Here is a 26194-nt window from a genome sequence, read left to right on the forward strand (position 1 = left end):
GCGACTTCGTTATCGTGGAGGCATGAACGAAGACGACTTCTCCCGATTGCCACCAGCCGCCCAGGCCTATATCCGTGAACTCGAGACACGCAACCGGCAATTGGGCGAACGGATCACTCAGCTCGAAGAGCAGTTTCGGCTCGCGCAAAGCAAGCGCTTCGCCCCAAGCAGCGAGAAGCTCAAGGATCGCGTCTTCGACGAGGCCGAACAGATCACCGGCACCGAACCCGACGACATGGACGCCGACGCCACTGACGACGCGTTCGTGCTCCCCGACACGGGCCTGCCGGATCCGGCGGCACCCCCGAGAAGCAAACCGGGACGTAAGCCTTTACCGGCGCACCTGCCACGCCAACGCATCGAATATGACCTGCCCGAGAACGCGAAGGTATGTCCGTGCTGCGCGCACGCACTGCACCGCATGGGTGAAGAGCTTAGCGAACAGTTGCACATCGAAGTAAAGGCGTCGGTGCTCCAGCACGTGCGCTTCAAATATGCGTGTCGCCACTGCGAACGCCACGCCGAGCGCACTCCTGTGATCACCGCACCGATGCCGGCCCAGCCATTGCCGGGCAGCAATGCCAGTGCGGCGATGATCGCCACGGTCACCGCGGGCAAATACGTTGACGGAACACCGCTATACCGGATGGCCCATGCGCTGGCGCGCGCGGACATCGAAGTCGGACGCGCTACGCTGGCGAACTGGATCATTCGGCCTGCTGAGCTGCATTACAGCCGTTTGTACGAGGCGCTGCGCAAGACATTGCTGTCGCAACAGCTGATTCACGGCGACGAAACCACGGTGCAGGTGCTCAAGGAGCCGGGCAAAACCGCCCAGAGCACGTCGTATATGTGGGTGTACCGTAGCGCTGAAGACTGCTCCGAACCCGTCGTGCTGTTCGACTACCAGCCGGGGCGCGCTCAGCAATATCCCCAGGCGTTCCTCGCGGGCTACAAGGGCCTGCTGATGACCGATGGATACGCCGCCTGGCGCACGCTCGAAGGTCCGACCCACTTCGGCTGCCTCGCCCACGCGCGACGCACGTTTGTTGATGCCTTCAAGAGCATGAAGAAACCAGGCGGGCGTGCAGCAGATGCACTGGAATACTTTAAGGCGCTCTACCAGGTCGAAACACTCGCAAAGGGAGATCTGCCCGAGGGCGAGACGCGCGTCGATTACACCTTCCGGCTGCGCCAGCAACACAGCGTGCCGCTGCTCGAATCCTTCAGGAAATGGCTTGACGAACTGGCACCGCAGATCCTTCCTGAGAGCCTGCTGGGCAAGGCGATCTCCTATACACGCAATCAGTGGACGTACCTGAGCCGCTACGTGAACGATGGGCGTGCCCCAATCGATAACAACGTGATCGAGCGCGACATCAGGCCATTCTGTACCGGCAGATCCTCGTGGTTGTTCAGTGACACCGTTGCCGGTGCGAAGGCCAGCGCCATGATCTACAGCTTGATGCTCACGTGCCGAGCGTGCAACGTCGAACCTTATGCATATCTCGTACGGGTACTCAGCGAATTGCCGCAACGAGCATTAGACGCCGATGTTAGCGACCTGCTGCCGTTTAACTTCTCGAAGCCTACGCCTTGACCGCGTAACAACGCTTGGTCCAACCACCGTATTGACGCAACCGTTGCCATGTGGCCACGTTGGTCCCGTGTGCCAGATCGAGCGCTTACCGATTACGCGAGTTCTCGCAAAAGAGCTAGGACCCAAGCAAATCCGCGTCAACGCCGTGAACCCGGGCGCAGTGAAGACAGAAGGCTTTAAATCGGCTGGCCTTGAGGGCGACTTCGAAGCAATGATGATCGCTGCAACGCCGCTTGGCCGCGCAGGACAACCCGGCGATGTCGCCACCATCGTCGCGTTCCTTTCCTCCGCCGATGCTGGTTGGATTACTGGTTCGCTTATCGATGCTGCAGGCGGTTCGCGATAGGCCGATTCATCGCGGACCCGCCCGAAGTGAAAGGCGGGCCGCGCGAATAGAGCTGGCGACTGCCGTGCGTTGAATCGTAAGCGCTGTGCCAAAGGCGTGTCTTCGAACTGCCGAGGACGAACCCGCATTTGCGTCGTTAAATGAAAAACCCTACGAACAAATGCGGGCTGGTCTCAGCAGTTCTTTCTTGATCTCTCCAACATTCAAGGTTTTAAAATGCCCACTCTCTCTGGCAAGGTTGCCGTTATTAGCGGCGGAACGTCCGGTATCGGTTTGGCTATCGCACAAAGGTTCGTCGCCGAGGGTGCTCATGTCTTTCTTTTCGGTCGCCGGCAATCCGAAGTTAATCAGGCCGCCGAGCTGCTCGGGCCAAACGCGACGGCTTTGCAAGCTGATGTCACAAAGTTCGCTGATATTGATCAGGTAGCCGCGACCATAAAGGCGAAGAAGGGTGTAATCGACATCATCGTGTCCAACGCGGGTTTGACGGAGGAGGCTTCGATTGAAACTCTCACGCCTGCTCACTTCGACAAAACGTTCAACCTTAACGCCCGCGCCCCGGTATTCCTGGTCCAGAAGCTTCTGCCGCTGATGACACGGGGTGGCTCGATCGTCTTGGTTTCGTCGGCGATGCACCTCAAAGGCTTTCCGGGCCACACCGCGTACGCGGCCACCAAGGCGGCGTTGCGCTCCTATGCCCGCACTTGGGCTGCGGAATTCAAGGACCGCGGCATTCGCGTCAATACCCTCAGTCCAGGCGTGATCGATACCCCAATTCTCGACTCGCAGGCACCCACGCCCGAAGCGCGCGAGGCTTTGGTGAACATGTACCTCGGAATGATTCCGCTCGGCAGGCTCGGCCGCGCCGAGGAGATGGCCAACGCAGCACTGTTTTTGGCGTCTGACCAGAGTTCTTACATGACCGGCTCAGATTTGATGGGTGACGGGGGCGCCGGCCAAGTCTAGGAAGGCTTGGGTTAATCGCGATCCCGTTTCGATTTGACAGGCGGCGGTACGGAGGGAATTGCAGGCAGCATGGATTCGCACAAGTAACTGCACCCTGCCCCTTCCGCTCGGCTGATAGCCGGAAAGTTGCTCGATGGGCGACACGCGAGGGCTAGTACTCAGTGGCGCTCACCCGTCAATATGCCACCGCTAATTTCCCGTGCTATGACGATTCAAAGCTAGTGACGCAGGCTAAATTTGTTGCTTGCCAATCAATTCCATAACTGAAGCTTTAAATAGGACAAGTTTGTAGGCCCTCCTTTGGTTGCTGTGGTAACTCTGCCCAATGTCGTCGAGGCCATGTCGATCGTCAATTTTCTCCGCAGTGGAGAGATTCTTGCCTCGGGGTTCCTTGTGGCACAGGGCACGACCACACGACTGGTGGCGAACTTGCGATATTCAATATCGCTGTATATACAACCTGTGCTGTATGTTTGAACAGTATGCCAGGGGGCAAAATTGGACCTTTTGGTCACGCTATACACAAACGAGTCAGTCGAACGCTCGAATGGCTGCGTCGGCATGTCGGTGACGCAGCCATTGGTCATGCTGTCAAACGATGCGCTAAACCGGGCAAGCCCTATCTCTGCGCCGTTTGTAGGCACTGAGAATCAAAACGCCTAAATTTTCGATTCCACGCTGAGAAGCGCCAAGTCCGGTGGCCGAAAATTCTCCAGCTACCATCCGAAGCATTCTTACCGTGCGGACGTCAGCACCTCGCACGACAGTCGGGGGTCCACGCTAGCGGTTATCGCCAAACGTTATGCTTCCGCCGATTCCACCGCCCGGCACCGCCGCCCTCTTTGTGATTTATGAACCGCTGTGTCATGTGATTCACAGACTCAACATGCTTTCATTGGAGTTCGGACTCTGTTCGATGCAGCAGCTAGCCAATTGGTTCGCAAAACTGATGCAAAGTTGCCCAAAATACTTATGCAAAATATCATCCTCAGGGGGAGTTGCGTCTGCACACAGTAAATAGGCCAACGCTCACTGCCTCATGTAGCATCAACAAAGGCCAAATCTAACCTCACGCCGTCCCGGCACTTCGGACTTTGCCTTCCAAACCACTCATGATTGCTTCTTTCGACTGGTCCTCGATTCAGACAGGTGCAGCGCAAGCACTGCACGATTCGGTGATCGAGATAAGCGGTTGGATGACGCCGCTCGATCGATCGGCACTCAAGGTCGATTATTTCCTGCTGAGCGTCGACGAACCCTGTTGTGGCGGCTGTCTCCAGGCGAATCCGCTGTCGTGTATCGAAGTGTTCGCTACACAGCCCTTTACAGTGACAGGTGACATGCTTCGTTTGCGTGGCCGCTTGCAGCCGCTGTTTGAAGACCCCGCGGGCTGGATTTACCGGTTGGTCGATGCATTTGATCTTCGCCCTGCTTCCCCTCCTTCCCACCAATCCATTGGCCGGCGCGCGTTCCTTGCGTCGAGCGCCGCGCTCGGCCTCGCCGCCTGCGTACCTGGACGTTTCGCGGGGTATCGGGACGACGCCAGCGAAGCGCCGCAGTGGCAGCCGTCGACCACGTCGCCCACCATCGACATGCATAGCCACGCCGGGCGTGTGATCGTGTCGCGGGACCCGTTGGTCGGCGCGAATCGCCCATTCGTGCCGCTGTCCGAACCCATGAGGGCCGGCGGAATGAATGTGATCTGCCTCGCGATAGTGACGGACACGACAGTGACTCACGTGTCCAGCGACCGCAAGCGTTTCGAAGCGTGGAGAACGCCGCAGCCCGGCGAGTTGTACGCGCTGGGAAAAACAGAATTCGCCCGAGCACACGCGCTTGTCGCGCGCGAAAAGATGCGGGTCGTGACGACCGCAGCGTCACTTCAGGCGCAGGCGTTCTCCGGACCATGCGCGATCATCGCCGCAGAGGGCGGCGATTTCCTGGAAGGAAATATCAACGCGCTCGATGAAGCTTTCACCCAGCATCAACTGCGCCATTTGCAGCTCACGCACTACCGCGTGAACGAGCTTGGGGACATTCAAACCGAGCCGCCCGTCCACGGTGGTCTCACGGATTTCGGTGCCGACGTTATCCGCCGATGCAACCGCCTGGGCATCGTGGTCGATGTCGCCCACGGCACATATGCGCTCGTCAAACGGGCTGCGTCCACATCGACCAAGCCGCTGGTCTTGTCCCATACGGCACTTTCCACGCATCCGGGCGCCCGCTCCCGCCTGATTTCGCCTGATCACGCGCGCGCGATTGCCGACACGGGCGGTGTGATCGGCGTTTGGCCAAGCTCCGGCACGTTCAGCGATATCCACGCGATGGCCGAAGGCGTCAAGCGCATGGCCGATGTTGTCGGAGTCGAACATGTGGGGCTCGGCTCGGATATGCTGGGATTCATATCGCCGCCGGTATTTCGCAGCTACGAGCAGTTGCCATCGCTTGCGAGCGCCCTGTTGTCTGCGGGCTTCACGCAAAACGATGTGACCCAGATACTGGGTGCGAATTATCTGCGCGTGTTCACGGAGTCGGTGGGCTAAAGCTCAATGAATCGCTTATCTGCTTACGGGAGTGACTATGGACGATGTTTTTACGCCGGCGGATGCAATGCGCGCCGATTATTTCTACGAATTTCATGAGGTCGGCAACACAGACCCTTCGACGCCTCTCGCCCAGGTTACAAAGCGGGTTCCCATACCGCACCTGGACACTGGCACGATCGTGGTATTGGGGGTGAATGGAGGCAGCGGACGATACATTGTCGAACGAGTGGAGCTGGACTTGTGGAGCGGCGACGACAGCTCGGTGTATTTCGAGGTGTACGTCACGCAGGGATAAGGTCGGGGACGCAAACAGCCAGGGCGCCAACGTCCCAGGCGCATACTCAAGTTCACTGAGGCGCGCAAACGATAAACAGATCGGCGTCTGTTCGCTGCAAATTCCACCGGCGACGGTGACGTGTTCAGCTATCGTCCAGCCATGTATTGGGACCATTCCAGAGATAATAAGGACATCGCAGCATTGATTTGGCAGACTCACCGAACCCCGATAAGCGCGAAAAGATGCGGCACACTAATTGCCCCTAGAGCAGTGCAGCCATTGCATCATGCTTTTCATTCGCCAGGCCCTTCTGATTGGATATCTATCTGGTTCGCGCAAGGGTGCAGCGCATCACGTACAACCAAACTTTCTTCGTGGGAATCAATTTTGAACAAGCAGATTTTATCGGCAAGTGAAATCCAGCAGGCGATCAACCAAGACCTCGAAAAGGCCGGACTGGGCTCTTCCTATCGGGTTGGAGTTCCGGTTCGTCTATCGCCGGGTACACCGGATGGACATAATTGGCATTTCATGGATCTGCTGAGTGGCGACAGCAAGAGCATGGATACTGTCACAGGCATTCTTTCGGACGCGCGGAATCGTTATGCATTGCCGGAAGAGTGAAGCACTGCGGGGCAAGTTGCACGCCCTACCCACGTAAAAATCAGTAGTCGCACCGAATGCACGCACGAGGACCAGAACAGTTCAAAGGTGGGCGCGTTTCAACCTGAGGTGAAGCTGTCATGACTACGCTCGAAGCGAACACGCCGCTTCCCAAACTGCTCGGCTACGGCGGCGCGATCCCATTTATCGGGCTAGCACTGCTTGTGCACATGCTCGCCAACCATCAAGACGTAATGAGGCATGCGCTGTTGGGCTATGGCGCATGCATCGTGTCGTTCGTGGGCGCCGTTCACTGGGGCATATGGCTCGCAACAAATGGCAAGCGCGCGGCTGGCATTTTATGGAGCGTTGTTCCCTCGATCGCCGCCTGGGTCGTCCTTAGCGTCAACGATCAACTGTCTTGCCTCGCGATGGCGGCAGTACTTGTATCCTGCCTGATTGCAGATTTTCGTTTCCGCCAGCTTGGCGACCTTCCGCAATGGTACGTGCGAATGCGGATTACACTGACTACCGTGGGCGCGCTTTCGTTGATAGCAGGAACCTTTGGCGCGTAACCCTTGAAAAACTGATCGGGTGGCCGCCGCCGTCCCTTACTCGTGTTCGGCTTCGAAACCCATTAACCTGAACCATCGAGAAAAGCTCATGAAACGCGCAACCTGGAACGGAACGGTAATCGCATCGGCCGCCGATGACGAGATCAAGATGGTGGAAGGCAATCTGTACTTCCCACCCCACGCGCTGAAACTGGATCATCTGAAGCCGAGCGAGAAGGTCTCGACGTGCGGATGGAAGGGCGAAGCACATTATTACGACGTAGTCGTAGACGGCCAGACGAATGCGGACGCGGCGTGGTACTACGCAACCCCTCTCGACGCCGCACGCGAGATCGCCGGACACGTCGCATTTTGGCGCGGCGTCCGTATCGAGGACTAGCATCTTCTCAAGTGACTTGGCTCAATGCTCGATCAGGGCGATGCAACTCCTGCGCGCGCGGGTTGATGAAAATACCAGTGTGATGCCGGTTCAGGTCGCTCAGGAGCCCTGAGTCATCATCTAGACGGTTCTTGAGTTAACCCTCACACCTTTACATACGGAACAACCTATGACCGACCAGTCCGATCGAACGCAAACATCTGCTAACCACGCGCCCCGCCTCTTACACGTGATAGGGTCGCCAAGGGAGTTGCGTTCTGCTTCGCGCGAAGTCGCGGATTCATTCATCACCGCATGGCTCGCGGCAAATAGCAACGGTACAGTCGATACCCTCGACGTGTGGAGCACTGAACTTCCCGAATTCGACGGCTATGCTTTGGGCGCTAAATATGCCGGGTTGGAAGGCCGGGAGCGGACAAGCCAGGAGGTCGAGGTATGGGAAGCGATAACCGCATTGGCAGACCGATTTCGTAACGCGCAGTTGATCGTGTTCAGCGTTCCTATGTGGAACTTCGGAATCCCGTACAGGCTGAAACACCTGATAGACGTCGTGAGCCAGAAAGACCTTCTGTTCACTTTTGACGAGCGTGGATTACAGGGGCTTTTGACTGGCGTCAAAGGCGTAACGATCTCAGCGCGCGGCGCCGAGCTGGGCGCATTCGCTGAACATCAGGGCGCCTATATGTCCACGTGGTACGAGATGGTGGGGATAACGGAGCACCACGACATCGTCGTAGAGAAGACTTTATACGGCTCCGAGGTCGACTCGAAGTCGCGAGCAGCCGGGCGCGATGCGGCGCTGGGTTTGGCACAAAGGCTGAAGGTTTGAAGGGGATGCATCTGAAAGTCCCGTTGCGTGCCCGTGAACCTGAGAAGCTCGATAAAAATGATTGCCACATAGTTGCGATGATCAGCCCGTGTCGCCGCCTGCGACCGGCAACACCGTGCCGGTGATATAACCGGCCTCGTCCGATGCGAGGAACAAAATGGGCGCGACCTGTTCCTCAAGGCTGCCGTATCGTTTGAAAAAGGTCGATTCAGTGACCTGCTGCACCGCTTCGTCCATCCAGGTCTTTTCCTGTTCGCTGTCGCCGGCAGCGTTGCGCGGGACGCGGCGCGGGGGTGCGTCGGTCCCGCCCGGCGCAGTGGCCACAACGCGGATGTTGTGCTCCGCGTACTCCATCGCGAGCGACTGGGTTATCGCGTTGACACCGCCCTTGGCCGCCGAATACGGGACACGGCGTATGCCGCGCGTGGCGTTGGAGGAAACATTGACGATGGTTCCGGCGCCGCGCTCGAGCAAGTACGGCAATACGGCATGGCAGGTGTACAGGGTAGGCATGAGCGAGCGGCGAATTTCCGCATCGATCTGCTCCGGTTCGAACTCGGCATAGGGGCGCATGCGAATCGCGCCGCCGACCCCGTTGATCAAGATGTCGATCCCGCCGAATCGCTTAACTGCAAATGCCATTGCTGCGGCTGCGCCGGCATAGGTCTCGAGGTCGGCTACAAACCCAGCCGTCTCCCCGTCGTTGGCCTCGGCGGCGATCTCGGCTACAAAATTGGCCCGATCAACAAAGAGCACCCTGGCACCTTCGGCGGCCGCACGCAGCGCCACGCCGCGCCCAATGCCCTGAGCCGCGCCGGTGACGACCATGACCTTGCCCTTGAATCTTTTCATGGTCATGCCGTCTCCAGTTCTGCATTGGGGGCGAACTTCTCATAGTGGAAACTGCGAGGCTTCACGCCGCTGTCGTCGAAATACTTGCGCACCGCGTCGACCATTGGCGGCGGCCCGCACAGGTAGACATCGACATCGCCATCATTCAACGCCCCGGCCGGCACATGCTGCGTGACCCAACCTTTGCGGGGATGGGCTGAATCCGCATCGGCCACAACGGTGTCGTAGCTGAAATTGGGCAGCTTCTTCCTGTACATCTCAATGGCGTCGACGTGCACCACGTCGAGGTCTCGGGTCACGCCATAAATCAGGTGAACATGTTGTTGCGAGTTGGCTCGCGCGAGCACTTCCAGCATCGACAGGAACGGCGCCAGTCCCGTGCCGCCGGCAATGAATAGCAGCGGCCGCTCAACGGCGCGCAGATAGAAGCTGCCAAGCGGCCCGGTCAGCTCTACCTTGTTGCCTGGTTGTGCCGATTCGAGCCAGGTGGTCATCACGCCTCCCGGAATCTTCTTGATCAGGAAACTGATTCTGGATTCACCCGGCGGCGATGAAAACGAGTACGAGCGGTGTCGGCCGCTGCCAGGAACGTCGATGTTGACGTACTGACCCGGGAGGAACGCGGGCGCCGCACCGTCCACCTCCAGTTCGAGAACGACGGCCGCGTCGTTATGCGGTTTCACCTTCGTTACTGTCGCGGCAAACGTGCTCTTCCCGGTCTTGCAGACGGTGGAAGATGCCGGCACGGCGATCACGCAATCGCTTTCCGGGACCATTTGACACGTGAGTACGAGCCCGCTGTCCTTCTCGTCATTGCTCAGCGCGTCCTCGATGTAATCGTCGCCAAGGTCGTAGCTGCCGCTCTCAGCGCGGCACTTGCACGTCCCGCAGACACCGTCCGAGCAATCCATCGGCAGATTGATTTTCGCGCGGAAGGCTGCATCGAGCACTTTCTCCCCCGGCTTGCATACGACGAAGCGAGTGACGCCGTCCTCGAAGTTGAGTGCCACGTTGTAGCTCGGCATGTTGCCTCCTTTTCTGCAAATGTATTACCGGCGCTTGCCATCAGACGTGGTACACGTCGAGCACCTGACGGATATAGTCGTTCTTCAGCACGATTCGCTTGTTGGAAATCAACAGGTCGTCGCCGACCCCGCGCAAGGTGACGAACATGGTGCCGAAAAAATAGTCGGTGATCTTGTATCGATGACTCAGCGTGTTGAAGTTGTAACGCACGTCCACTTCGTTGCCACGTTCGGCCAGCACCTCGACATTGGCGACGTTGTGACTGGTACGCGGTTCAGGCATGGAAGCACCACTGCGTTCGGTCTTGATACGGAACACGCGGTCTTCCAGGCCGCCGCGATCCGGGTAATACATCAGCGAGATCTGGCTCTCGTGGTCATCGGTCACCCGGTCGTCGTCATCCCACGCCGGCATCCAATACGTGACGTCCTCGGTGTAGCAGGCGAGCCAGTCATCCCATTCGCGGTCATCGAGCAGGCGCGCCTCACGGTACAGCAACGCGCATATGGTGTGGTAGTCGAAGCTCATACGACCGCCTCCCCTTGCTCCTTTTTCAGCGCATCGCGCATCAGTCTTACCCAGTATTCGTGCTGGGTTACAAAGAGCCCTTCGTCTTCGCTGCGCTCACCCGAGATGAGCGGGTTGAGACCCATGCTTTTCGCATTTCTGTCCGGGCCATCGACCCACAACGGAGCACCGCGCGAGAGGTCGTTCCACAATGCAGTGGTGCCTGCGTAGCCGGCCTGGCACGCGCGGAACTCCTCGAGGTCATCTGCGGTGCCCATTCCCGAGACGTTGAAGAAATCCTCGTATTGGCGAATGCGGGTGGCGCGGTCGGCTGCACTCTCGCCTTTTGGTGCAAAGCAGAAGATGCTGACTTCAGTTTGACCAACGCTCAACGGACGGACCACGCGAATCTGGGTGCTGAACTGGTCCATTAAAAAGACGTTCGGATACAGGCAGAGATTGCGAGTTTGATTGACGATGAAATCTGCTTTTATGCCGCCGACCCGGGCCTTTATTTCTTCGCGTTGTTGATAGACCGGGCGCACTTCCGGGTTCATCGAATTGGTCCAGAGCAGGATGTGACCGTTGTCGAATCCGTACACGCCGGCAACCGACTTGCTCCAGCCGTTCGCATCGACAGCCTTGGTGCCATCGACCTTGCGCCGGCCCATGGTCGCGGCGTAATTCCAGTGCACGGTGCTGACGTGGTAACCATCGCATCCATTCTCCATCTGCATTTTCCAATTCCCGTCGTAGATGTACGAGGAATTGCCACGCAACACTTCAAGCCCGTGAGGCGCCTGATCGACGATCTGGTCGATGATGACCTTGGTCTCGCCGAGGTGGTCCTCCAGCGACATGGCGTCGGCATTGAGGCTGCCGAACAGGAAACCGCGGTAGCTCTGAAACCGCGGTACCTTTTTCAGGTCATGCGAGCCGTTCGAATTGAATTGAATGGGGTATTGCGTGGTCTTCTCATCCTTCACCTTCAAGAGCTTTCCGGTGTTGGCGAATGTCCAGCCGTGAAACGGACACGTAAAGCTGCCTTTGTTGCCATGCTTGCGCCGGCAAATCAAGGCGCCTTTATGAGCGCAGGCATTGATGACCGCGTGAAGTTCTCCGGCCTTGTCTCGCGAGACGACTACTGGCTGACGGCCAATCCATGTGGTGTAGTAATCGTTATTGTTGGGAATCTGACTTTCATGCGCCAGATACACCCAGTTGCTTTCGAAGATGTGTTTCATCTCCAGTTCGAACAAATCGGCATTCGTAAAAATATCGCGGCGGCAGCGAAATACACCAGTCTGCTTGTCGTCCTGGACGGCGGCGTGCAGCAATTCATCCAGCAGCACGGACTTTTCGATAATTACGGACATAGAGGCTCTCCCTGTGCAGGCTCCGAGCATGGAGCCGTGCACCGGTGTCAGTGATTTTTGCGGGGGATCAAGCGACGGCAGCGATACCGGGCAGCCGCTTCAGGCGATCAAGCCGTAGCTGATACGCGCGGACGATGGACGACCTGGTTGTCCTTGCCCTGGACGAGCGGCGTCAACGCAAAGTTGAACTCGATTTCCCGGTATGCGTCGGATTTGAGGCCGAGCGCAATGCCACCGGTCTTCTCGACCACATGCGCAATCAAGTCCTCGCGGGTTGCATAGGCAAAGTCGTCCCAGATCAGCGGGTCGCCTTCAATATTGATTTGCGTGGTCAGCTTGCGGTGCTTGTCGCTGCCGGCGAAGAAATGCACATGCGCCGGACGGTTGCCGTGACGCGCGAGCACGTTCAGCAGTTGCTGAGTCGCGCCATGCGGCGGGCAACCGTAGCCGACCGGCATCAGCGTACGAAACTCGTACTTGCCGTCGACACCCGTTTTCACCGCCCCGCGCAAGTTAAAGTCGCTCTGCGCTCCGGTCGGGTCGAAGTGCGAATAAAAGCCTTTAGAGTTGGCGTGCCAGCACTCGACAATCGCATTTGCAACGGGCTTGCCATCCAGACCGGTCACGGTGCCACGAATGACCAGAGGGCCCGCTTCCTGATCGGGGTCGCTGTCGATCTTGGATACCCCGTCGTGCACTGGCGCACCGGCGACATAGAGCGGGCCTTCAATGGTACGCGGCGTGCCCCCGTTGATCTCGGCTTCCCTGTCCGCAGCATCCATGCGCATGTCGAGATACTTTTCAATGCCGAGGCCAGCGGCGAGCAACGCCGCTTCGCCATCCTGACCAAGCTTGTTGAAATAATTGACGCCGGCCCAGATTTCATCGGGTGTCATATCGAGGTCGTCGATTGCCTTGAATAAATCGCTCAGCAGGCGGCCGACAATCTGTTTGGCGCGAGCATTGCCGCTCTGGCTCTCAACGTTGGCAGCAGCCTTCAACAGGTCTTGCGCTTCTTTCGTAGCGAAAACTTTCGTCATTGTCTTCTCCAGAATCTTTTGTGCTTATGGTGGGGGTTAACCCCTGTTTCAACGCAGTTGCAGAATGCCTGAAAGGTATAATCGGGCGTTGAACAGAGCGTAAAAACAGAATAAGTCCAGTCGGAAAGGCCCGTCCAACACTGATTTAGTATCGGGCTATATCAAGGAGGTATCGAGATGGAACTCCGGCATCTGCGCTACTTCGTAGCGGTAGCCGAAGAGCGCAATTTCACGCGAGCGGCCCAGCGGCTTCACATGGCCCAACCGCCCTTGAGCCGGCAGATACAGCAACTCGAAGAGACACTCGGAGTGCAACTGTTCGAGCGCAACTCGCGCCCGTTGAAGCTCACGGAAACGGGCAAGTTCTTCTATCTCCATGCCGTGCAATTGCTGGCGCAAACCGCCGAGCTCGAATCCATGACGAGGCGAGTCGGCAATATCGAGCGCAGCCTTTCAGTCGGCTTTGTGGGCTCGACCTTGTATGGAATGCTGCCGAAAATCATCCGGCGTTTCCGGGATGAAAACACAACGGTCGAGTTGAGTCTCCACGAGATGTCGACAATGGACCAACTCAGGGCGCTTAAAGACGGGCGCATCGATATCGGGTTCGGCCGTATCCGGCTCGAAGACGCAAACATACGCCGAGTAGTGCTTCGCGAGGAAAAGATGATCGTCGCCTTGCCGGAAGGGCATGCGCTTTCCATGAGCAAGCCCATCCTCGCGCTTCGGGACCTGGTGAACGAGACGCTGATCATTTTTCCGAAAACGCCGAGACCCAGTTACGCCGACCAGGTCCTCTCCGCATTCCAGGACAGGGGTCTGAAGCCTCACCGGATTTATGAAACGCGGGAACTGCAAGTCGCGCTCGGGCTGGTAGCCGCCGGCGAAGGGGTGTCTGTTGTGCCGAGCAGCGTGCATGGCCTGAAACGCAGCGACGTGAGCTATAAGGAACTGGATGATCCCACCCTTGTATCGCCCATCATCATGAGCACGCGCTTGCTTGACGAGTCGCAAGACATCAAGGAAATTCTGGAGCTTATTTACCGGCTCTACGAAGAGGAATGCATACCCTACGTACCCCGCACCGGCTCCGGGGGCTGATGCTCGTCATACCGCAGAGGTATGGCACCAGACGTCGACGGTGTTGGACACGGGATCATGGGGCGCGTAATACTTGAGCAACTCATAAACTTTGCCCATCCGCCATGAATGCCCAAATCATCTCCGTCGAAGCAATCCTGGTCGACCTTCCGACCATTCGCGCGCATCAACTGGCAATGGCGACGATGCAGCAGCAAACGCTTGTCATTGTGCGCCTGCGTTCGAGCGATGATATCGAGGGTCTTGGCGAAGCCACCACCATTGGCGGTCTCGCTTACGGTGAGGAGAGTCCCGAGGGCATCAAGCTGACCATCGACACCTACCTCGCACCTGCGCTGATCGGAATGGATGCGACCAATGTCAACGGTGCAATGCTGAAGCTGAACAAGATCGCACGGGGCAACCGGTTCGCCAAATGCGCACTGGAAACGGCCTTGCTGGACGCTCAGGGCAAGCGCCTGGGCGTTCCGGTTTCAACGCTGCTGGGTGGCGCTGTGCGCAAGACACTTCCGGTCCTGTGGACGCTCGCGAGTGGCGATACCCAACGCGATATCGAGGAAGCGGAAATGCTCCTTGCCGAACGTCGTCACAACACCTTTAAACTGAAGATCGGCCGGCGCGGCGTTCGTGAGGATGTGGCGCATGTATCGAAAATCAAGGCCGCACTTGGCGGCCGAGCCAAGGTCACCGTCGATGTGAATCAGGCATGGAGCGAGGTCGACGCAGCCTCGGGGATCGAGGCGCTCGAAGCTGCGGGCGTCGACCTCATCGAGCAACCCACTCCGCGAGAACAGCGCGGGGCACTCGCCAGACTTGCGTCGCGCTTCATTGTTCCCATCATGGCCGACGAAGCAGTGACCGGCCCGGAGGACGCCCTCGAACTCGTGCGCGGTGCATGCGCGGACGTGTTTGCATTGAAGATTGCGAAATCCGGCGGCATCTACGCAATGATGCGCACTGCCGCCATCGCCGATGCAGCCGGCGTGTCCCTGTATGGCGGAACCATGCTTGAAGGCAGCGTCGGGTCGGTTGCGTCAGCCCACGGCTTCAGCGCGCTTCCCCAACTTGACTGGGGCACGGAGTTGTTCGGCCCCCTCTTGTTGAAAGACGACATCGTCACCGCGCGTCCCCAATACCGCGACTTCGATCTGCATTTGCCGGAGGGGCCGGGGCTGGGTCTTCATATCGATGAGGAAAAGCTCGCTTTCTACCGGCGCGACAAACGCGCTTAAGCCCACAAACCATGTACCTTTGGACGATAAGAAACTCATGCTATATCTCGTGAGAATGGATGTACACCTGCCACTCGATATGCCAACGGCTCAGGCCGACGAGATCAAGGCACGAGAAAAAGCCTACTCGCAAGAACTGCAACGCTCCGGGAAGTGGCAGCAACTGCATCGCGTTGTTGGCGAGTATGCGAATTACAGCGTTTTCGACGTCGACTCACACGACGAACTGCATGCGATCCTTTCCGGATTGCCGTTGTTTCCATACATGACGATGAACGTGACGGCGCTCGCACATCACCCGTCGTCGATCCGCTGAAGCTGCGAACGCACGCACTCGCAAGCCTTGACGCCGCGCGCAATTCGCACCTGTCAGAGACCAGTTGCGTCACCCGTTGTTCCCAACCACGTCTGTCCACTTGCATGGCGACGAAGTTGCGCGGGCTATAGGTCTAGCGATGCTCTCTAGGCGGCACGAAATCAACGTCCAATCGTCGACGGCCAGTTGCAACAACAGATCCCTATTTTTCCATTACGGCTCGGTTCATACCTCAAGCCGCTCGTCTCCAGTCTCGCATCGAACAGAAGCGATGCGCTCTCGTTGCACACGAACGCCGTGTATGGCGTATTCGATGGCGCTTGTCACTGAGCTTCAACGCTTAGCGTGTTGGTCGTATGTTTCAATAACGCGTTTTCGCTTGCATGCGGTCGCTGCAATACAGGCTTGGCGCGTGCTACAAGCAGACGCTTCGCAAGCGACCGACGTCGCGCGGGTTTTCAACAGACCGTCCGGCAAGGGTTCTAAACTGGTTCCAGGCTTCTTGCGGGCACGGCGGTTGCGACATGTGTTTTCGGGGACAAATCATGATGTTTGCGCGGCAGCATCGCTGTCTCCTCACACGAGATCGCAATGCAAACCATATTCCCTGTTGATCCGGGTGCCGCTGTACTTGTCCAACTTCTCGAACGCATTTCAAGCCGCGATGTAAAAGCGCTAAGGACGCTTTACGAACTTACCTCTCCAAACCTGCTTGTCATCGCACTTCGCATACTGCGACGCAGGGAGTTTGCTGAAGAAGTACTACAAGACACATTCGTCAGCGTCTGGAAGTTCGCTCCTGACTATAACAGCAGCGTTTCCCCGCCAATGGCGTGGATGGCGGTGATTGTCAGAAGTCGCACCTTCGACTATTTAAGACGACGCAAATCCTCTGCGGGGCCGGAGATAGAGTGGAGCGATAAACTTGACGAAATCTTGACGGCTGAAACACTTGATCCCTGTGAGCTGGCGGCCTTGAATCAACAAGCGCGACACTTGGAAACATGCATGAACTTCCTCCAAACCAATCAGAGGCGTGCATTGGAGCTAGCGTACTTTCATGATTTAACGCACAGGGAGATAGCGGAGGAAATGACCGTACCGCTTGGTACGGTCAAGGCATGGTTACGTCGTGGAACCGAAGCGCTCAAGGTCAGTCTGGGCACGAATGGCGGGACCGTCTCATCAACGTCGCCGGCAACTGCGAAACATCTCTCTTTAAGTTCGGCACGGGCAATCAACTAGGCATACGTCTATGAGCTCGGGTCCTGGAGACTTGCCCAAGGCGTCCACAACCCGACACATCGGACGCAGGCCGACCCGAAACGGTCAATCAAATCCATACAAAGCAGTCATTCAGTCAAGTCCCGGATTGAAGCCATTTTGCTCATCCGGGAACCCGGGCGCGCGACGATCTACGTAGTTCGTTTCCATTCCGGTGCTGTAGTTACTCTGAATGCATTGGACAATTGCCGCTTGTCATTTCCAGACCCGGGGATTTGCCCATCAAGGTGTTCTGCACAACGTTTGAATCCGAAGCGAGTCAAAGCATGAGTCTTATCCATCTTCTCCACCTTGACACCGGTTTTCACTATCTGCCGCACCGGACGACACCTCCGCTATCCAGGCTGACGCGTCGTCCGTTAGACGGTGCGCGCAGAGTCCCAGGTTAATTGACCAAGTTGGGATGACATGCCTCGGCTGAGCAAGCTCAACAATTACGGCCAGTTTGAGCAAGCGTCGACCCGCTTCAAGTAAGCAACGGCGTCAAGTCCGGATCGCCTTTAGCCATCGCCCGCTGGTATGCGGGCCGTGCGCCGATGCGCTGCAGATACGCGAGTATGTAGGGATAAGGCGTAAGGTCGACAGAATGAAACAGGCGCATGGTGGTCAGCGAGAACACGCTCATGATGTCGGCTGCGGTGAAGTCGCTTCCAGCCAGATAATCGTTCTGCGCGAGCCGCGCTTCGAGCAGCGCGAGCACCTTGTCCAGCCGTTCTTGCACCGATGCCTGAATCGGATGATCGGGCGCGAGGCCGCAGCGTCCCACCATCATCGATCGTCCCATCACCGGTTGAAGATTGCCATTGGCGAAATGGAACCAGTAAAGGTAGGAGGCAAAATCCGGATGGTCGGGCGCAAGCTGCAATCGTCCGTGCCCATAGCGCGCAAGAATGAATTCGACAATAGCGGCCGACTCAGCGAGCAACATACCTTCGACTTCGACAAGGGGCGCAGCGCCGAGCGGGTGCAGCGCTTTCAGTTCCGGCGGCGAAAGGCGGGTGACCGCGTCTCGCGTGTATTTTTCGAGCTCGTAAGGAACGCTGAGTTCTTCGCAAAGCCAGACGACACGTTCCGATTGAGAATGACCGAGGTGATGGATTTTCAGCATGAAGCTTTCCTGGCGAGAATGTGAAGACAGGCCGAAGCCAGTCGATAGTGACGCTAGATAGCGCGAGGCTTGGAACGCTTGCGAACGATGGATTACAGCTTTCGCGATTTCCACGAGCGTCGTCGACGAGCGAAACTGAACGCGCATGAACCCGCACCAGGATAGGCAATGACCGACGAGGTTCGCAACCTGCGGGAAGCGCCACCCTATTTTATATGGCCGAAAAGCGCATTATGAACGGCGACTTGGGGCTGATGGCCTGCCTCTGTCCTCGCAAACGTCACGACACCTTTTTAAACTACTTGTAGACGACTGGTCTACTACGCGTTATAGTCCGTACATGGCCATTGCAAACACATCTGAAACCACCGACGTCCGCGAGAACATCATCGCCGTCGGTCAACGGCTGATCGGCGCCAAAGGGTTTTCTGCCGTTGGCCTGAATGAAATTCTTTCGGAGGCCGGCGTGCCGAAGGGATCGTTCTACCATTACTTCGGTTCGAAAGATGCGTTCGGCGTGGCGCTGCTCGAGAGTTACTTCGAGGACTATCTGGACGATCTTGACCGGACGCTTGCTCAGCCCGGTCTGGATATGGCACAGCGGTTGGCGGACTACTTCCGCATCTGGCAGGAAACGCAATCGTTCTATGACTGCCAGGGCAAATGTCTTGCGGTCAAACTGGGCGCCGAAGTGGCGGACATGTCGGAAGCAATGCGTGCCGCATTGAATCGCGGCACGGCAGGCATCGTCAGCCGGCTGGCGCGCGCTATCGAGACTGGCGTGACGGAACGATCGCTTGCAATTGAGGGTGACCCGCAGAACGTTGCGCAAAGCCTTTACCAGCTATGGCTGGGCGCCAGTATCATGGTCAAGATCGTTCGCAATGTGCAGCCCTTCGCAATGGCAACGACGACAACGCAGCAGATGCTTCACCTTGCCACCTGAAAGATCGGCGCGGCAAGTGCACCTTTCCGGAGGTGCTTTTTTAGGCCCATTTTATAGACGACTGGTCTACTACAACCGTTAGCGCTATTCCGATTCACTTACTCACCCGACGGAGAAACACCATGAAAGTACTGATGATTCTGACCTCCCACGACCAATTGGGCAGCACCGGCCGCAAGACCGGTTTCTGGCTCGAGGAACTGGCAGCGCCTTATTACGCGTTCAAGGACGCCGGCGTGGACATCGTGCTGGCTTCGCCCAAGGGTGGCCAGCCGCCGCTCGACCCGAAAAGCAACGAGCCCGCGAACCAGACCGAAATGACGCATCGCTTTGAAGCCGACTCGCAGGCAACGGCGCAACTCGCGACCACCGTGCGCCTCGACAGCGTCTCGCAGTCCGACTTCGATACAGTCTTCTACCCAGGCGGTCACGGTCCCCTGTGGGACCTCGCCGAAGACAAGAACTCGATTGCGTTGATCGAATCGTTCATCGCCGCTGGAAAGCCAGTCGCCTTGGTCTGCCACGCCCCAGGCGTCCTTCGCCACGTCAGGTCGGCGGACGGCAAGCCGCTGGTCGAAGGCAAGAAAGTGACCGGCTTCACGAACTCAGAGGAAGCTGCAGTCGGGCTGACCGATATCGTGCCGTTCCTCGTGGAAGACGAACTCAAGGCGAAGGGCGGCGTATATTCGAAGTCCGATGACTGGGCGCCCTACGTCGTCAGCGACGGGTTGCTGATCACGGGACAAAACCCCGCTTCATCGGCGCCGGCTGCGGCTCTTCTGCTCAAGCACCCCGCGCTCGCCGCGAAGTGAAAAAAGCCGCGCGAAGTGGGAGGCGCGCGGCGACAAACGATGCTCGAATTCTTCGGGTTCATCGCATGGAAAAAGCTATTGCTCTTCTTCCCGCTGAAAAACCGCGCGGTTCGCAGTCACGTAATCGCTCACTGACATTGGCTTCCTGCCGGTGATTCGTTCGACATTGTCGTTCGTGCCTGCGAACTCGCCCGCCTGATAAGCCCGATACACTGAAACGATGTGCTGAATGAAATGCGCTGACAGGCCGAGCTGTGTGAGCCGTGCTTCGAACGACTCGAAGCTCTCGTCCTCGTAACGGATCGGTCGGCCGAGCGCTTTGCCCACCGCCTGCGCCAACGCCTCGTGATTCATTTCTTCAGCACCGAACAGCGGATAGGTTTTGCCCGCATGAGGCGCGGGATCCAGAAGGATACTGGCGATCACGCGACCCTGGTCGGCAGCGGCGATCGGCGCGTGCCGGCCGGTGCCTGCGGGCACACGAAGCAAGTCGTGGTTGGCAATAAGCGGCAACTGGAAACCGTACGTCAGCCATTCCATGAAGAACGTCGGACGCAGATGCGTTGTCGGAACACCGGCCCAATCGAACACGCGCTCGCCATACCAGTGGGCGAGCGCAGCCTGGCTGCGCGCGTCGTCCTTGGCCGAGATTTGCGACATATTGACGATCGACTGAACGCCCGCAAGCTTTGCCGCATGCGCGAAATAGGCTGTCGCATCGATGAGCCGCGCTTGCATGACCGGGTACACGAAATACGCGCCAGCGACACCCTGCAGCGCCGCGTGCACAGCATGACTGTCCAGCAGGTCGCCCATGACGACCTCGACGTTTCTCTCGCGCAACGCGGACGCACGCTCGTCTTCGCGGTGCACGAGCGCCCGCACGCGAGCGCCCTTCGACAGCAACTCCGCAATGGCGGCGCTGCCCGTGTCTCCAGTGGCGCCTGTGACAAGGTATAGATCAGGGTTCATCTCATACTCCAATAGAAGAGCTCATCGGCAGGAATGTCCACGCGCCGAGACCGAAGCGATCGGTAGTTCGGACGAGTGCCGGCCTGTTCGCTATGCGGGACCCGCTCGTGCCGATTCGCACACCGTCGCTAATCGGCGAGCGTCCGCAGAGGCGCTGGGGCCGCCACAGTCTCGACCAAGCCGGTTTTCACGTCATAGACCAGACCCGACAGCATCAGGCCGTCTGGAAGCTCGAGACGCGTCTTCAGTGTCGCGATATCGAGGAGGATGGCCTTGTGGGGCTCCGTGATCGCCATATCGTCCAGAGCGGCTGACTCGACGTCGAGATACTTGGCGAGCACCGCAGGTGCATGCCGGTAGCAGCCGATGATGCCGCAATCAGTATGCTGAAGCAGAACGAGATTGCGTGGCCCTCCGGGACGTCCGGCCGCGGCCCCTACGACGCTCAGCACTGCCAACGTTTCGAGCAACGCATTGTTGACCCGGCCGCCGACATTACGAATCACCGCCGCTTCGCCCAGCTTCAGGCCCAGCACGTTCGCGGGATCGACACGCGGGTCGACGCAGCCCACGACGATCGTTCCTGTCGACGGCATCATCTTGAGGTCAGGCTTAAAGCCCGTTGTGGAAAAGCTGGCGTTACGTTCGAGCATGTCGTCATGGAAGTTCATTTGTCTCCACTCCTGCATGTTGGGGAAAAGTTGTCCGGCTGGAATTTCGATCGCGATGCGGCTATCGACTTGTCGCGTCAGCCGGATAATCGCCGCTTGCGTACTTTGGTCGCGCCGGGACGAAACGCTCGAAACGCGAGGATATGTAAAGCCAGCGCCAGGGGCACGAAGAACCCCGGAATGAACGTGTACGGGAACATCAGGATTGCCGTGTCGGGCGGATCTGCATCGATCAGTCGAAGCGGTCCTGGCGCCGTCAACACGGCACGCGCGACGATGTTCGCCAGCGAAATTATTCCGATGACATTCCACGCCCATGCGATCCGGCGACCAGCCGTACCGCGCGATGCGAGCCATGCAGCTACGGGCGCGGTAACAGCCACTACTATCTCGATGTTGCCGCCCTCGATGGTCATCAGTTTCGGCGCCAGGCCAAGACTCCAGAGATGATGCAGGAACATTTCCACGCCGACGCGAAATACCTGAAATCCGATCAGGACACCGAGCGGAATCTGCTCGGCGAGCGTGGCGCCGCCTCGGGTCAGCACGACTGCCAGCACCGCGACCAGCACCGGCAGCGTGAGTAACGCTATGCCGGGAGGGAATGTGTTCGCATGCCGCCCCACGATACCTTTCACGCCCATCCAGCCACCAAATACCAACCAGATCGCGATAAAACCCAGCGTCGTGGTCGCTTTGCGAGAGCCGAGCCTCACGCATACAGCGATCGCCGCCGCAGCGGCGACCAGCACAAGATAGGCGATAAAAACGGCCGACAGTGACACGGTAGGCATGTGTTTAATTTAGACGGAATGCAGTCCGGTCAATCGCGAGCCCGAGCACGTCCGGACGACTGCAATGCCCGCGCAAATCCATCATGCGCTTCCTCTTGTAGATCTGCCAGAAATCGCGAACTGAACGGCCTGCTTGCCCAGCTCCAGGATTTTTCGAACGACCTTAGGACGGGCGCTATCTGTACGGCGGCCGCTTCAAGAATCTTCGACATGATGGCGTTCCTTTCGGCCGGTACAAGGTGAACAGGGAAAGCGCTTGTACCTTAACGCGTCCGGCCGTTACGATGCATGTCGTAATTGCCACCATTTAAGACGTTTGCAGCGGCGAGCGAAGCACGTGCCCGCCTTGGCGCCATCTGCGGAACTTTTAGACTGCTGGAGGAAAGATGCATCGGATAGGATTCATCGTGCCTCAGAGGTTTCAGCTGATGAGCCTCGCGGCGCTTACGGCGTTCGAAATAGCGAACCTGCCCCCGACAGGCGAGTGCTACGACATTCATCTGCTGTCGGAACATGGCGGACCGGTGCGCTCGTCGGCCGGCATGACGCTGGAAACCGAAAAGTTTGGCGATCCGTACTTCGACACGGTCATCGTCGGTTCGATCACCGAGTTGAAAATGCCGCCATTCGAACCGGCAATGATCGCGTTCGTGCAGGAAGCGGCCAAAGCGTCCAGACGGATCGCCTCGATTTGCAGCGGGGCATTCGTTCTCGCCGAAGCCGGCCTGTTGAATGGCCGGCGTGCAACCATGCACTGGGCACATGCGGCCGAGTTCAGAACGCGCTTCCCCGAGGTCGCAACAGACGAAGACCGGATTTTCGTCAACGATGGCCCTGTCTGGACCTCGGCGGGAATGACCGCCGGGATCGACCTTGTGTTGGCGTTGATCGACCATGACCTCGGCCCCGACGCCGCAAAAACGGTTGCCAGGCTTCTCGTCATGAATCAGCGTCGGCTAGGTGGACAGAAGCAGCATTCGGCACTGCTCGACATGACGCCCAAGTCCGATCGCATCGAATCGGTCTTCGTGCACATCCGGAGCAATCTGCGCAGTCCGCTGACGGTCGAGGAGCTGGCGGCCGTGGCCAATCTCAGTCCTCGCCAGTTCAGCAGGGCCTTTGTGGCCGAGACTGGTGTGCCACCGGCAAAAGCGGTGGAACAGCTTCGGCTCGAGGCTGCCAGATTCATGATCGAGCAAGGCCGGCACACGCTCAATGTGGTAGCCGATGAAACGGGCTTTGCAGACAGGGAGCGCATGCGCCGCGCTTTTCTTCGGACGTTCGGTGTTTCGGCAGATGTGCTGCGTCGAAATGCCAGAACAGAACCGGTCGCCGACAGATGAGATCCGGCCGGCGAAAGGCTTTTCCGAAGACGCGGCGATCGCGCCCACGTCCTGCTTATAACTGCACGCCCCGCGTCAGTGCACCGTCTACCACGAGGTTCGTGCCGCTGACAAAGCTCGCAACAGGGCTTGCAACAAACGCGACCGCGTTCGCGATTTCCTGTGGCGTCGCCATGCGCTTGGTCGGATTGAGCGCGAGCGCTTCGGCAAAGAGCGCCGGATTGTTGTTCTCGATCCAGTCCCACACGCCGCCCTTGAAATAGACGTTGCCCGGCGACACTGTGTTTGCTCGAATTCCCTTCGCCGCAAGCTGGTAAGCAAGGCCCTGCACGTAATGCACGATCGCCGCCTTGAACGTGCCGTACGGCCCCGCGGCAAAGTCCACTTCCCGACCCGAAACACTCGAGATGGCAACGATCGAAGCGGCTTGACTGGCTTCGAGATAAGGCATGGCGGCATCGACCAGGTTGACCGTCCCGAGCATGTCCGTTTCGAACTGCTTGCGCCACGATTCAATGTCGTTCGTGATGGAAAGCGCGCTCACATTTGCAACGACGATATCGAGGCCGCCCCAGTGCTGTGCAACGTCTTCCACCCACTGCTTGAGCGCTGCGCCGTCGGCTACGTCAATGCCCGCTCCCAGCGCCGCGCTCCCGCTCAGTGCGCCGAGGGATGTAGCCGTTTGCTCGGCTGCGTGCGCGTCGCGCGAGCAGATCGCAACCATTGCCCCTTCCTTTGCCAGTGTTTGCGCAATCGCCAGCCCAATGCCTTTGGTGCCGCCCGTGACAATCGCCTTCAGTCCTCTTAGCTGCAAATCCATTTTGGGGTCCTTTAAAGGTCCGGCTGGGTATGTGTATCGTCGGGACAGGGCTTGATGGCCGTGCGTTTCACCTTCAGCAATTCGCCCGCCTGGATAATCGAGTGGCACATGTCGTCGACGCTGACGCGCTTGGCCATCGCCTGGCCGCGGAGAATTTCATACGCTTCAGCTTCCGATATCTGATGCATTGCCATCAGGATCGACTTGGCCTCGTTGAGATGCCGCGCACCATTCACCTTCTGCTCGAGGCTCGCGATCCGCTCCGTCATCTGCCGGTTTTGCCTGGCATTCTGCATGGCGAACACGACCGTTGCCAGCAAGCCTGAGGCACGTATTGGCGTCGTGATGATCGCGTTCGAGCCCATCTTCAAAGCCTGGTCGATAAACGTTGGATTTTCATAGGAGATGATCGATATCACCGGTGGCGCTTCCGGCCCGAGCCATGCATCCCTGGGCGCCTGCTCTTCCGGAATCAGCGCGCGAAAAACCAGGTCGACCTTGTCCGGCAGCACTTCGAGCGGCGGCCAGAATGCCGTCACCTGAAAGCCCATGCGCTTCAGGTGATTGGTGAGGGTCGCGCCGTCGTTGTCGTCGGGATGAAAGACGACGACAGACAGCCCCCGGTTCAGTACCGAACCGGTCAGGCTGCGTTGTCGACCCTCACGTTGTGACGTCACGTCAGTACTCCCGCGTGCTGAGCTTCGTCACCCAGTCGCCCAGGCTCTGTGATGCCATGTACGGGTCCGGGGGCACCGCGCTGGCCGATTCGCGCAGGATGGAAAACTGCCCGTCGCTTTCCGCGCGCCCGATCCGCGGATACAGCGCCATGTGATGATTGACGCGGTCGATATGCACAAGCCCTTGCGGCGCTGCGAATTGCGCGCCCAGCAAATGCGGCATGATCGTGCCGATATCGTCCGAGCCTGCTTTATTGAAGGCATTTGCATACATGTGCATCTGGTAGTACGCCGCCTCCCAGTTCATGTCGGTGGGATGCTGGCGTCCAAACCGCTCTGTATGGCGCGCGAGCGCTGTTCTGTTTTCAGGCGTGCCGATACTTTGAAAATATGGCGCCGCAGTGATATGTCCGGTCGCGACGCCACGTTCCATCAACGATATTTCGGTTTCCGATGTATTCAGGCTGCCTATTGGCATGCGCGCCGGGTCCAGATCCGCATGCGCGAATGCCTGGTAGAGATATGGCACGGTACGCCCTATCACCGTGCAGAAAATGAAGTCGGGGCGTTTCTTCCGGATGTCCGCGACGACATCGGCGAAATGTTCGAACGGTGCGTTCAGATCCAGATAACGTTCGCCCAGAATCGCGCCGTCGGGATGCTGCAGCAACAGTTCCTGCATTGTCCGGTTGCATTCATAGGGATACACGTAGCGCGATCCGACCATGTAGCACCGCGCGCCGTAGGTCGACGTCATGAAGTCTGCAAGCTGCAAGCCGTTCTGGTTCGGTGAAGCGCCGCTATAGATGATGTTCTCGGAAAACTCGAAACCTTCGTATTGCTGCGAGTAAATCAGCAGACGATTATGTTTCTCCACGACGGGCAACATCGCCTTGCGGCTCGACGACGTGTAACCGCCAAAGATCACGTTGACGCCGTCGTCGAGAATCAGCTTTTCTGCAAGCGCCCGAAAGCGTGTGGAGTCCGAGCCCGGATCGTAGTGCACGACCGACAACTCACGCCCTGCTACACCGCCGCGCTGATTGATCTCCTCCACAGCCAGGATCGAACCTCGCCATTGCGACATCTCCAGCGGCGCAGTTGCACCGGTAGTCGAGCAGAGCAGCCCGATCTTGACAGGTTCGGATAGAGACATGGAGCGCTTTTCAGATCAAACATTCATGGGACAGCGT

The 26194-nt window shown here is 58.3% G+C and carries 27 protein-coding genes and 1 pseudogene; 16 read left to right on the forward strand and 12 right to left on the reverse strand.

The genetic code is table 11. From position 1 onward, the window contains the following. Positions 1-22: 22 nt before the first annotated feature. From tnpC to AXG89_RS16575, 9 genes and pseudogenes are all read left to right on the forward strand, one after another. A complete protein-coding gene (gene tnpC / locus AXG89_RS16530) occupies positions 23-1600 on the forward strand; it encodes an IS66 family transposase (RefSeq protein WP_062170940.1) in 1578 nt (525 codons plus the stop codon). A 91-nt stretch (positions 1601-1691) separates the two neighbouring features. Then, positions 1692-1946: pseudogene (locus AXG89_RS43040) on the forward strand (SDR family NAD(P)-dependent oxidoreductase); the annotation flags it as partial. Between the two features lie 216 nt (positions 1947-2162). Next, positions 2163-2912 carry an SDR family NAD(P)-dependent oxidoreductase gene (locus AXG89_RS16540; protein WP_062170945.1) on the forward strand — a complete coding sequence of 250 codons (750 nt, stop codon included), beginning with the start codon at positions 2163-2165 and terminating at the stop codon, positions 2910-2912. 1112 nt (positions 2913-4024) lie between these two features. Then, on the forward strand, positions 4025-5458 hold the full coding sequence (locus AXG89_RS16550) for a dipeptidase (protein WP_075359035.1): 1434 nt from the start codon (positions 4025-4027) through the stop codon (positions 5456-5458). Between the two features lie 37 nt (positions 5459-5495). Further along, a complete protein-coding gene (locus AXG89_RS16555; protein WP_062002982.1) occupies positions 5496-5756 on the forward strand; it encodes a hypothetical protein in 261 nt (86 codons plus the stop codon). Positions 5757-6125: 369 nt separating this feature from the next. Next, the gene (locus tag AXG89_RS16560; protein WP_062170947.1) at positions 6126-6362 is read left to right on the forward strand and encodes a hypothetical protein; all 237 of its coding nucleotides are present in this window, start codon (positions 6126-6128) and stop codon (positions 6360-6362) included. A 119-nt stretch (positions 6363-6481) separates the two neighbouring features. Further along, the gene (locus AXG89_RS16565; RefSeq protein WP_062170949.1) at positions 6482-6916 is read left to right on the forward strand and encodes a DUF3429 domain-containing protein; all 435 of its coding nucleotides are present in this window, start codon (positions 6482-6484) and stop codon (positions 6914-6916) included. Positions 6917-7004: 88 nt separating this feature from the next. Further along, positions 7005-7295: a DUF427 domain-containing protein gene (locus AXG89_RS16570; RefSeq protein WP_062170951.1), complete on the forward strand. Its 291-nt coding sequence runs from the start codon at positions 7005-7007 to the stop codon at positions 7293-7295. Between the two features lie 169 nt (positions 7296-7464). Then, on the forward strand, positions 7465-8124 hold the full coding sequence (locus AXG89_RS16575) for an FMN-dependent NADH-azoreductase (protein ID WP_062170953.1): 660 nt from the start codon (positions 7465-7467) through the stop codon (positions 8122-8124). Positions 8125-8205: 81 nt separating this feature from the next. Here the strand turns inward: AXG89_RS16575 and benD are convergent, their stop codons facing one another. From benD to catA, 5 genes are all read right to left on the reverse strand, one after another. Continuing rightward, on the reverse strand, positions 8206-8982 hold the full coding sequence (benD, locus tag AXG89_RS16580) for a benzoate diol dehydrogenase BenD (protein ID WP_062170955.1): 777 nt from the start codon (positions 8980-8982) through the stop codon (positions 8206-8208). Beyond that, positions 8979-10001: a benzoate 1,2-dioxygenase electron transfer component BenC gene (benC, locus tag AXG89_RS16585; RefSeq protein WP_062170957.1), complete on the reverse strand. Its 1023-nt coding sequence runs from the start codon at positions 9999-10001 to the stop codon at positions 8979-8981. The genes benD and benC overlap by 4 nt, the downstream gene beginning before the upstream one ends. 40 nt (positions 10002-10041) lie before the next feature. After that, entirely contained in the window at positions 10042-10530 is a 489-nt protein-coding gene (benB, locus tag AXG89_RS16590; protein ID WP_062170959.1) for a benzoate 1,2-dioxygenase small subunit, read from the reverse strand. After that, positions 10527-11885, reverse strand: coding sequence for a Rieske 2Fe-2S domain-containing protein (locus tag AXG89_RS16595; RefSeq protein WP_062170962.1), 1359 nt, complete (start codon positions 11883-11885; stop codon positions 10527-10529). The genes benB and AXG89_RS16595 overlap by 4 nt, the downstream gene beginning before the upstream one ends. A 107-nt stretch (positions 11886-11992) precedes the next feature. Next, on the reverse strand, positions 11993-12925 hold the full coding sequence (gene catA / locus AXG89_RS16600) for a catechol 1,2-dioxygenase (protein ID WP_062170964.1): 933 nt from the start codon (positions 12923-12925) through the stop codon (positions 11993-11995). A 177-nt stretch (positions 12926-13102) separates the two neighbouring features. Here catA and AXG89_RS16605 point away from each other — a divergent pair, with 177 nt between their 5' ends. The 4 genes from AXG89_RS16605 (at position 13103) to AXG89_RS16620 (ending at position 16819) form a co-directional block, all read left to right on the forward strand. Next, complete coding sequence (locus tag AXG89_RS16605; RefSeq protein WP_062170966.1) at positions 13103-14026, forward strand: LysR family transcriptional regulator; 924 nt, start codon at positions 13103-13105, stop codon at positions 14024-14026. 104 nt (positions 14027-14130) lie between these two features. Continuing rightward, positions 14131-15258: a muconate/chloromuconate family cycloisomerase gene (locus tag AXG89_RS16610; RefSeq protein ID WP_062170969.1), complete on the forward strand. Its 1128-nt coding sequence runs from the start codon at positions 14131-14133 to the stop codon at positions 15256-15258. Between the two features lie 37 nt (positions 15259-15295). Then, on the forward strand, positions 15296-15574 hold the full coding sequence (gene catC, locus AXG89_RS16615; protein WP_062003686.1) for a muconolactone Delta-isomerase: 279 nt from the start codon (positions 15296-15298) through the stop codon (positions 15572-15574). A 591-nt stretch (positions 15575-16165) separates the two neighbouring features. Continuing rightward, positions 16166-16819 (forward strand): RNA polymerase sigma factor, encoded by a 654-nt coding sequence (locus AXG89_RS16620; RefSeq protein WP_069638386.1) that lies wholly within the window; start codon positions 16166-16168, stop codon positions 16817-16819. 505 nt (positions 16820-17324) lie between these two features. On the opposite strand, the gene AXG89_RS16625 is transcribed toward AXG89_RS16620, so the two are convergent. After that, positions 17325-17966, reverse strand: coding sequence for a glutathione S-transferase family protein (locus AXG89_RS16625; RefSeq protein WP_062172548.1), 642 nt, complete (start codon positions 17964-17966; stop codon positions 17325-17327). Positions 17967-18306: 340 nt separating this feature from the next. On the opposite strand from AXG89_RS16625, the gene AXG89_RS16630 reads away from it, so the two are divergent. Both AXG89_RS16630 and AXG89_RS16635 read left to right on the forward strand, forming a co-directional pair. Next, positions 18307-18912, forward strand: coding sequence for a TetR/AcrR family transcriptional regulator (locus tag AXG89_RS16630; protein ID WP_062170971.1), 606 nt, complete (start codon positions 18307-18309; stop codon positions 18910-18912). 122 nt (positions 18913-19034) lie between these two features. Further along, a complete protein-coding gene (locus AXG89_RS16635; RefSeq protein ID WP_062170973.1) occupies positions 19035-19724 on the forward strand; it encodes a type 1 glutamine amidotransferase domain-containing protein in 690 nt (229 codons plus the stop codon). Between the two features lie 75 nt (positions 19725-19799). On the opposite strand, the gene AXG89_RS16640 is transcribed toward AXG89_RS16635, so the two are convergent. From AXG89_RS16640 to AXG89_RS16650, 3 genes are all read right to left on the reverse strand, one after another. After that, on the reverse strand, positions 19800-20696 hold the full coding sequence (locus AXG89_RS16640) for an NmrA family NAD(P)-binding protein (protein WP_062170975.1): 897 nt from the start codon (positions 20694-20696) through the stop codon (positions 19800-19802). A gap of 128 nt (positions 20697-20824) precedes the next feature. Next, on the reverse strand, positions 20825-21367 hold the full coding sequence (locus tag AXG89_RS16645; RefSeq protein WP_062170976.1) for a carbonic anhydrase: 543 nt from the start codon (positions 21365-21367) through the stop codon (positions 20825-20827). Positions 21368-21444: 77 nt separating this feature from the next. Then, positions 21445-22161, reverse strand: coding sequence for a hypothetical protein (locus AXG89_RS16650; protein ID WP_062170978.1), 717 nt, complete (start codon positions 22159-22161; stop codon positions 21445-21447). A 386-nt stretch (positions 22162-22547) separates the two neighbouring features. On the opposite strand from AXG89_RS16650, the gene AXG89_RS16655 reads away from it, so the two are divergent. After that, positions 22548-23504, forward strand: coding sequence for a GlxA family transcriptional regulator (locus AXG89_RS16655; RefSeq protein ID WP_062170980.1), 957 nt, complete (start codon positions 22548-22550; stop codon positions 23502-23504). Positions 23505-23559: 55 nt separating this feature from the next. Here the strand turns inward: AXG89_RS16655 and AXG89_RS16660 are convergent, their stop codons facing one another. From AXG89_RS16660 to AXG89_RS16670, 3 genes are read right to left on the reverse strand one after another with little or no spacing between them, the layout of a single operon-like run. After that, positions 23560-24324, reverse strand: coding sequence for an SDR family NAD(P)-dependent oxidoreductase (locus tag AXG89_RS16660; protein ID WP_062170982.1), 765 nt, complete (start codon positions 24322-24324; stop codon positions 23560-23562). Positions 24325-24335: 11 nt separating this feature from the next. Beyond that, positions 24336-25001, reverse strand: a complete 666-nt coding sequence (locus tag AXG89_RS16665) for an ANTAR domain-containing response regulator (protein ID WP_062003000.1) — start codon at positions 24999-25001, stop codon at positions 24336-24338. A 1-nt stretch (position 25002) separates the two neighbouring features. Beyond that, positions 25003-26157, reverse strand: a complete 1155-nt coding sequence (locus AXG89_RS16670) for a transporter substrate-binding domain-containing protein (protein ID WP_062003001.1) — start codon at positions 26155-26157, stop codon at positions 25003-25005. Between the last annotated feature and the right edge of the window lie 37 nt (positions 26158-26194).

This window comes from Burkholderia sp. PAMC 26561 (assembly GCF_001557535.2).
Lineage (GTDB): Bacteria > Pseudomonadota > Gammaproteobacteria > Burkholderiales > Burkholderiaceae > Caballeronia.

What these genes read in the sequence shown, in the direction of transcription:
- catC (WP_062003686.1), top strand. Translation starts at nt 15,296, where the DNA reads ATGCTATATCTCGTGAGAATGGATGTACACCTGCCACTCGATATGCCA.
- AXG89_RS16550 (WP_075359035.1), top strand. Translation starts at nt 4,025, where the DNA reads ATGATTGCTTCTTTCGACTGGTCCTCGATTCAGACAGGTGCAGCGCAA.
- AXG89_RS16570 (WP_062170951.1), top strand. Translation starts at nt 7,005, where the DNA reads ATGAAACGCGCAACCTGGAACGGAACGGTAATCGCATCGGCCGCCGAT.
- AXG89_RS16565 (WP_062170949.1), top strand. Translation starts at nt 6,482, where the DNA reads ATGACTACGCTCGAAGCGAACACGCCGCTTCCCAAACTGCTCGGCTAC.
- AXG89_RS16640 (WP_062170975.1), bottom strand. Translation starts at nt 20,696, where the DNA reads ATGAACCCTGATCTATACCTTGTCACAGGCGCCACTGGAGACACGGGC.
- AXG89_RS16540 (WP_062170945.1), top strand. Translation starts at nt 2,163, where the DNA reads ATGCCCACTCTCTCTGGCAAGGTTGCCGTTATTAGCGGCGGAACGTCC.
- AXG89_RS16655 (WP_062170980.1), top strand. Translation starts at nt 22,548, where the DNA reads ATGCATCGGATAGGATTCATCGTGCCTCAGAGGTTTCAGCTGATGAGC.
- AXG89_RS16595 (WP_062170962.1), bottom strand. Translation starts at nt 11,885, where the DNA reads ATGTCCGTAATTATCGAAAAGTCCGTGCTGCTGGATGAATTGCTGCAC.
- AXG89_RS16555 (WP_062002982.1), top strand. Translation starts at nt 5,496, where the DNA reads ATGGACGATGTTTTTACGCCGGCGGATGCAATGCGCGCCGATTATTTC.
- AXG89_RS16670 (WP_062003001.1), bottom strand. Translation starts at nt 26,157, where the DNA reads ATGTCTCTATCCGAACCTGTCAAGATCGGGCTGCTCTGCTCGACTACC.
- AXG89_RS16625 (WP_062172548.1), bottom strand. Translation starts at nt 17,966, where the DNA reads ATGCTGAAAATCCATCACCTCGGTCATTCTCAATCGGAACGTGTCGTC.
- AXG89_RS16605 (WP_062170966.1), top strand. Translation starts at nt 13,103, where the DNA reads ATGGAACTCCGGCATCTGCGCTACTTCGTAGCGGTAGCCGAAGAGCGC.
- benB (WP_062170959.1), bottom strand. Translation starts at nt 10,530, where the DNA reads ATGAGCTTCGACTACCACACCATATGCGCGTTGCTGTACCGTGAGGCG.
- AXG89_RS16660 (WP_062170982.1), bottom strand. Translation starts at nt 24,324, where the DNA reads ATGGATTTGCAGCTAAGAGGACTGAAGGCGATTGTCACGGGCGGCACC.
- AXG89_RS16610 (WP_062170969.1), top strand. Translation starts at nt 14,131, where the DNA reads ATGAATGCCCAAATCATCTCCGTCGAAGCAATCCTGGTCGACCTTCCG.
- AXG89_RS16635 (WP_062170973.1), top strand. Translation starts at nt 19,035, where the DNA reads ATGAAAGTACTGATGATTCTGACCTCCCACGACCAATTGGGCAGCACC.
- benD (WP_062170955.1), bottom strand. Translation starts at nt 8,982, where the DNA reads ATGACCATGAAAAGATTCAAGGGCAAGGTCATGGTCGTCACCGGCGCG.
- AXG89_RS16630 (WP_062170971.1), top strand. Translation starts at nt 18,307, where the DNA reads ATGGCCATTGCAAACACATCTGAAACCACCGACGTCCGCGAGAACATC.
- AXG89_RS16650 (WP_062170978.1), bottom strand. Translation starts at nt 22,161, where the DNA reads ATGCCTACCGTGTCACTGTCGGCCGTTTTTATCGCCTATCTTGTGCTG.
- AXG89_RS16620 (WP_069638386.1), top strand. Translation starts at nt 16,166, where the DNA reads ATGCAAACCATATTCCCTGTTGATCCGGGTGCCGCTGTACTTGTCCAA.
- tnpC (WP_062170940.1), top strand. Translation starts at nt 23, where the DNA reads ATGAACGAAGACGACTTCTCCCGATTGCCACCAGCCGCCCAGGCCTAT.
- AXG89_RS16645 (WP_062170976.1), bottom strand. Translation starts at nt 21,367, where the DNA reads ATGAACTTCCATGACGACATGCTCGAACGTAACGCCAGCTTTTCCACA.
- benC (WP_062170957.1), bottom strand. Translation starts at nt 10,001, where the DNA reads ATGCCGAGCTACAACGTGGCACTCAACTTCGAGGACGGCGTCACTCGC.
- catA (WP_062170964.1), bottom strand. Translation starts at nt 12,925, where the DNA reads ATGACGAAAGTTTTCGCTACGAAAGAAGCGCAAGACCTGTTGAAGGCT.
- AXG89_RS16575 (WP_062170953.1), top strand. Translation starts at nt 7,465, where the DNA reads ATGACCGACCAGTCCGATCGAACGCAAACATCTGCTAACCACGCGCCC.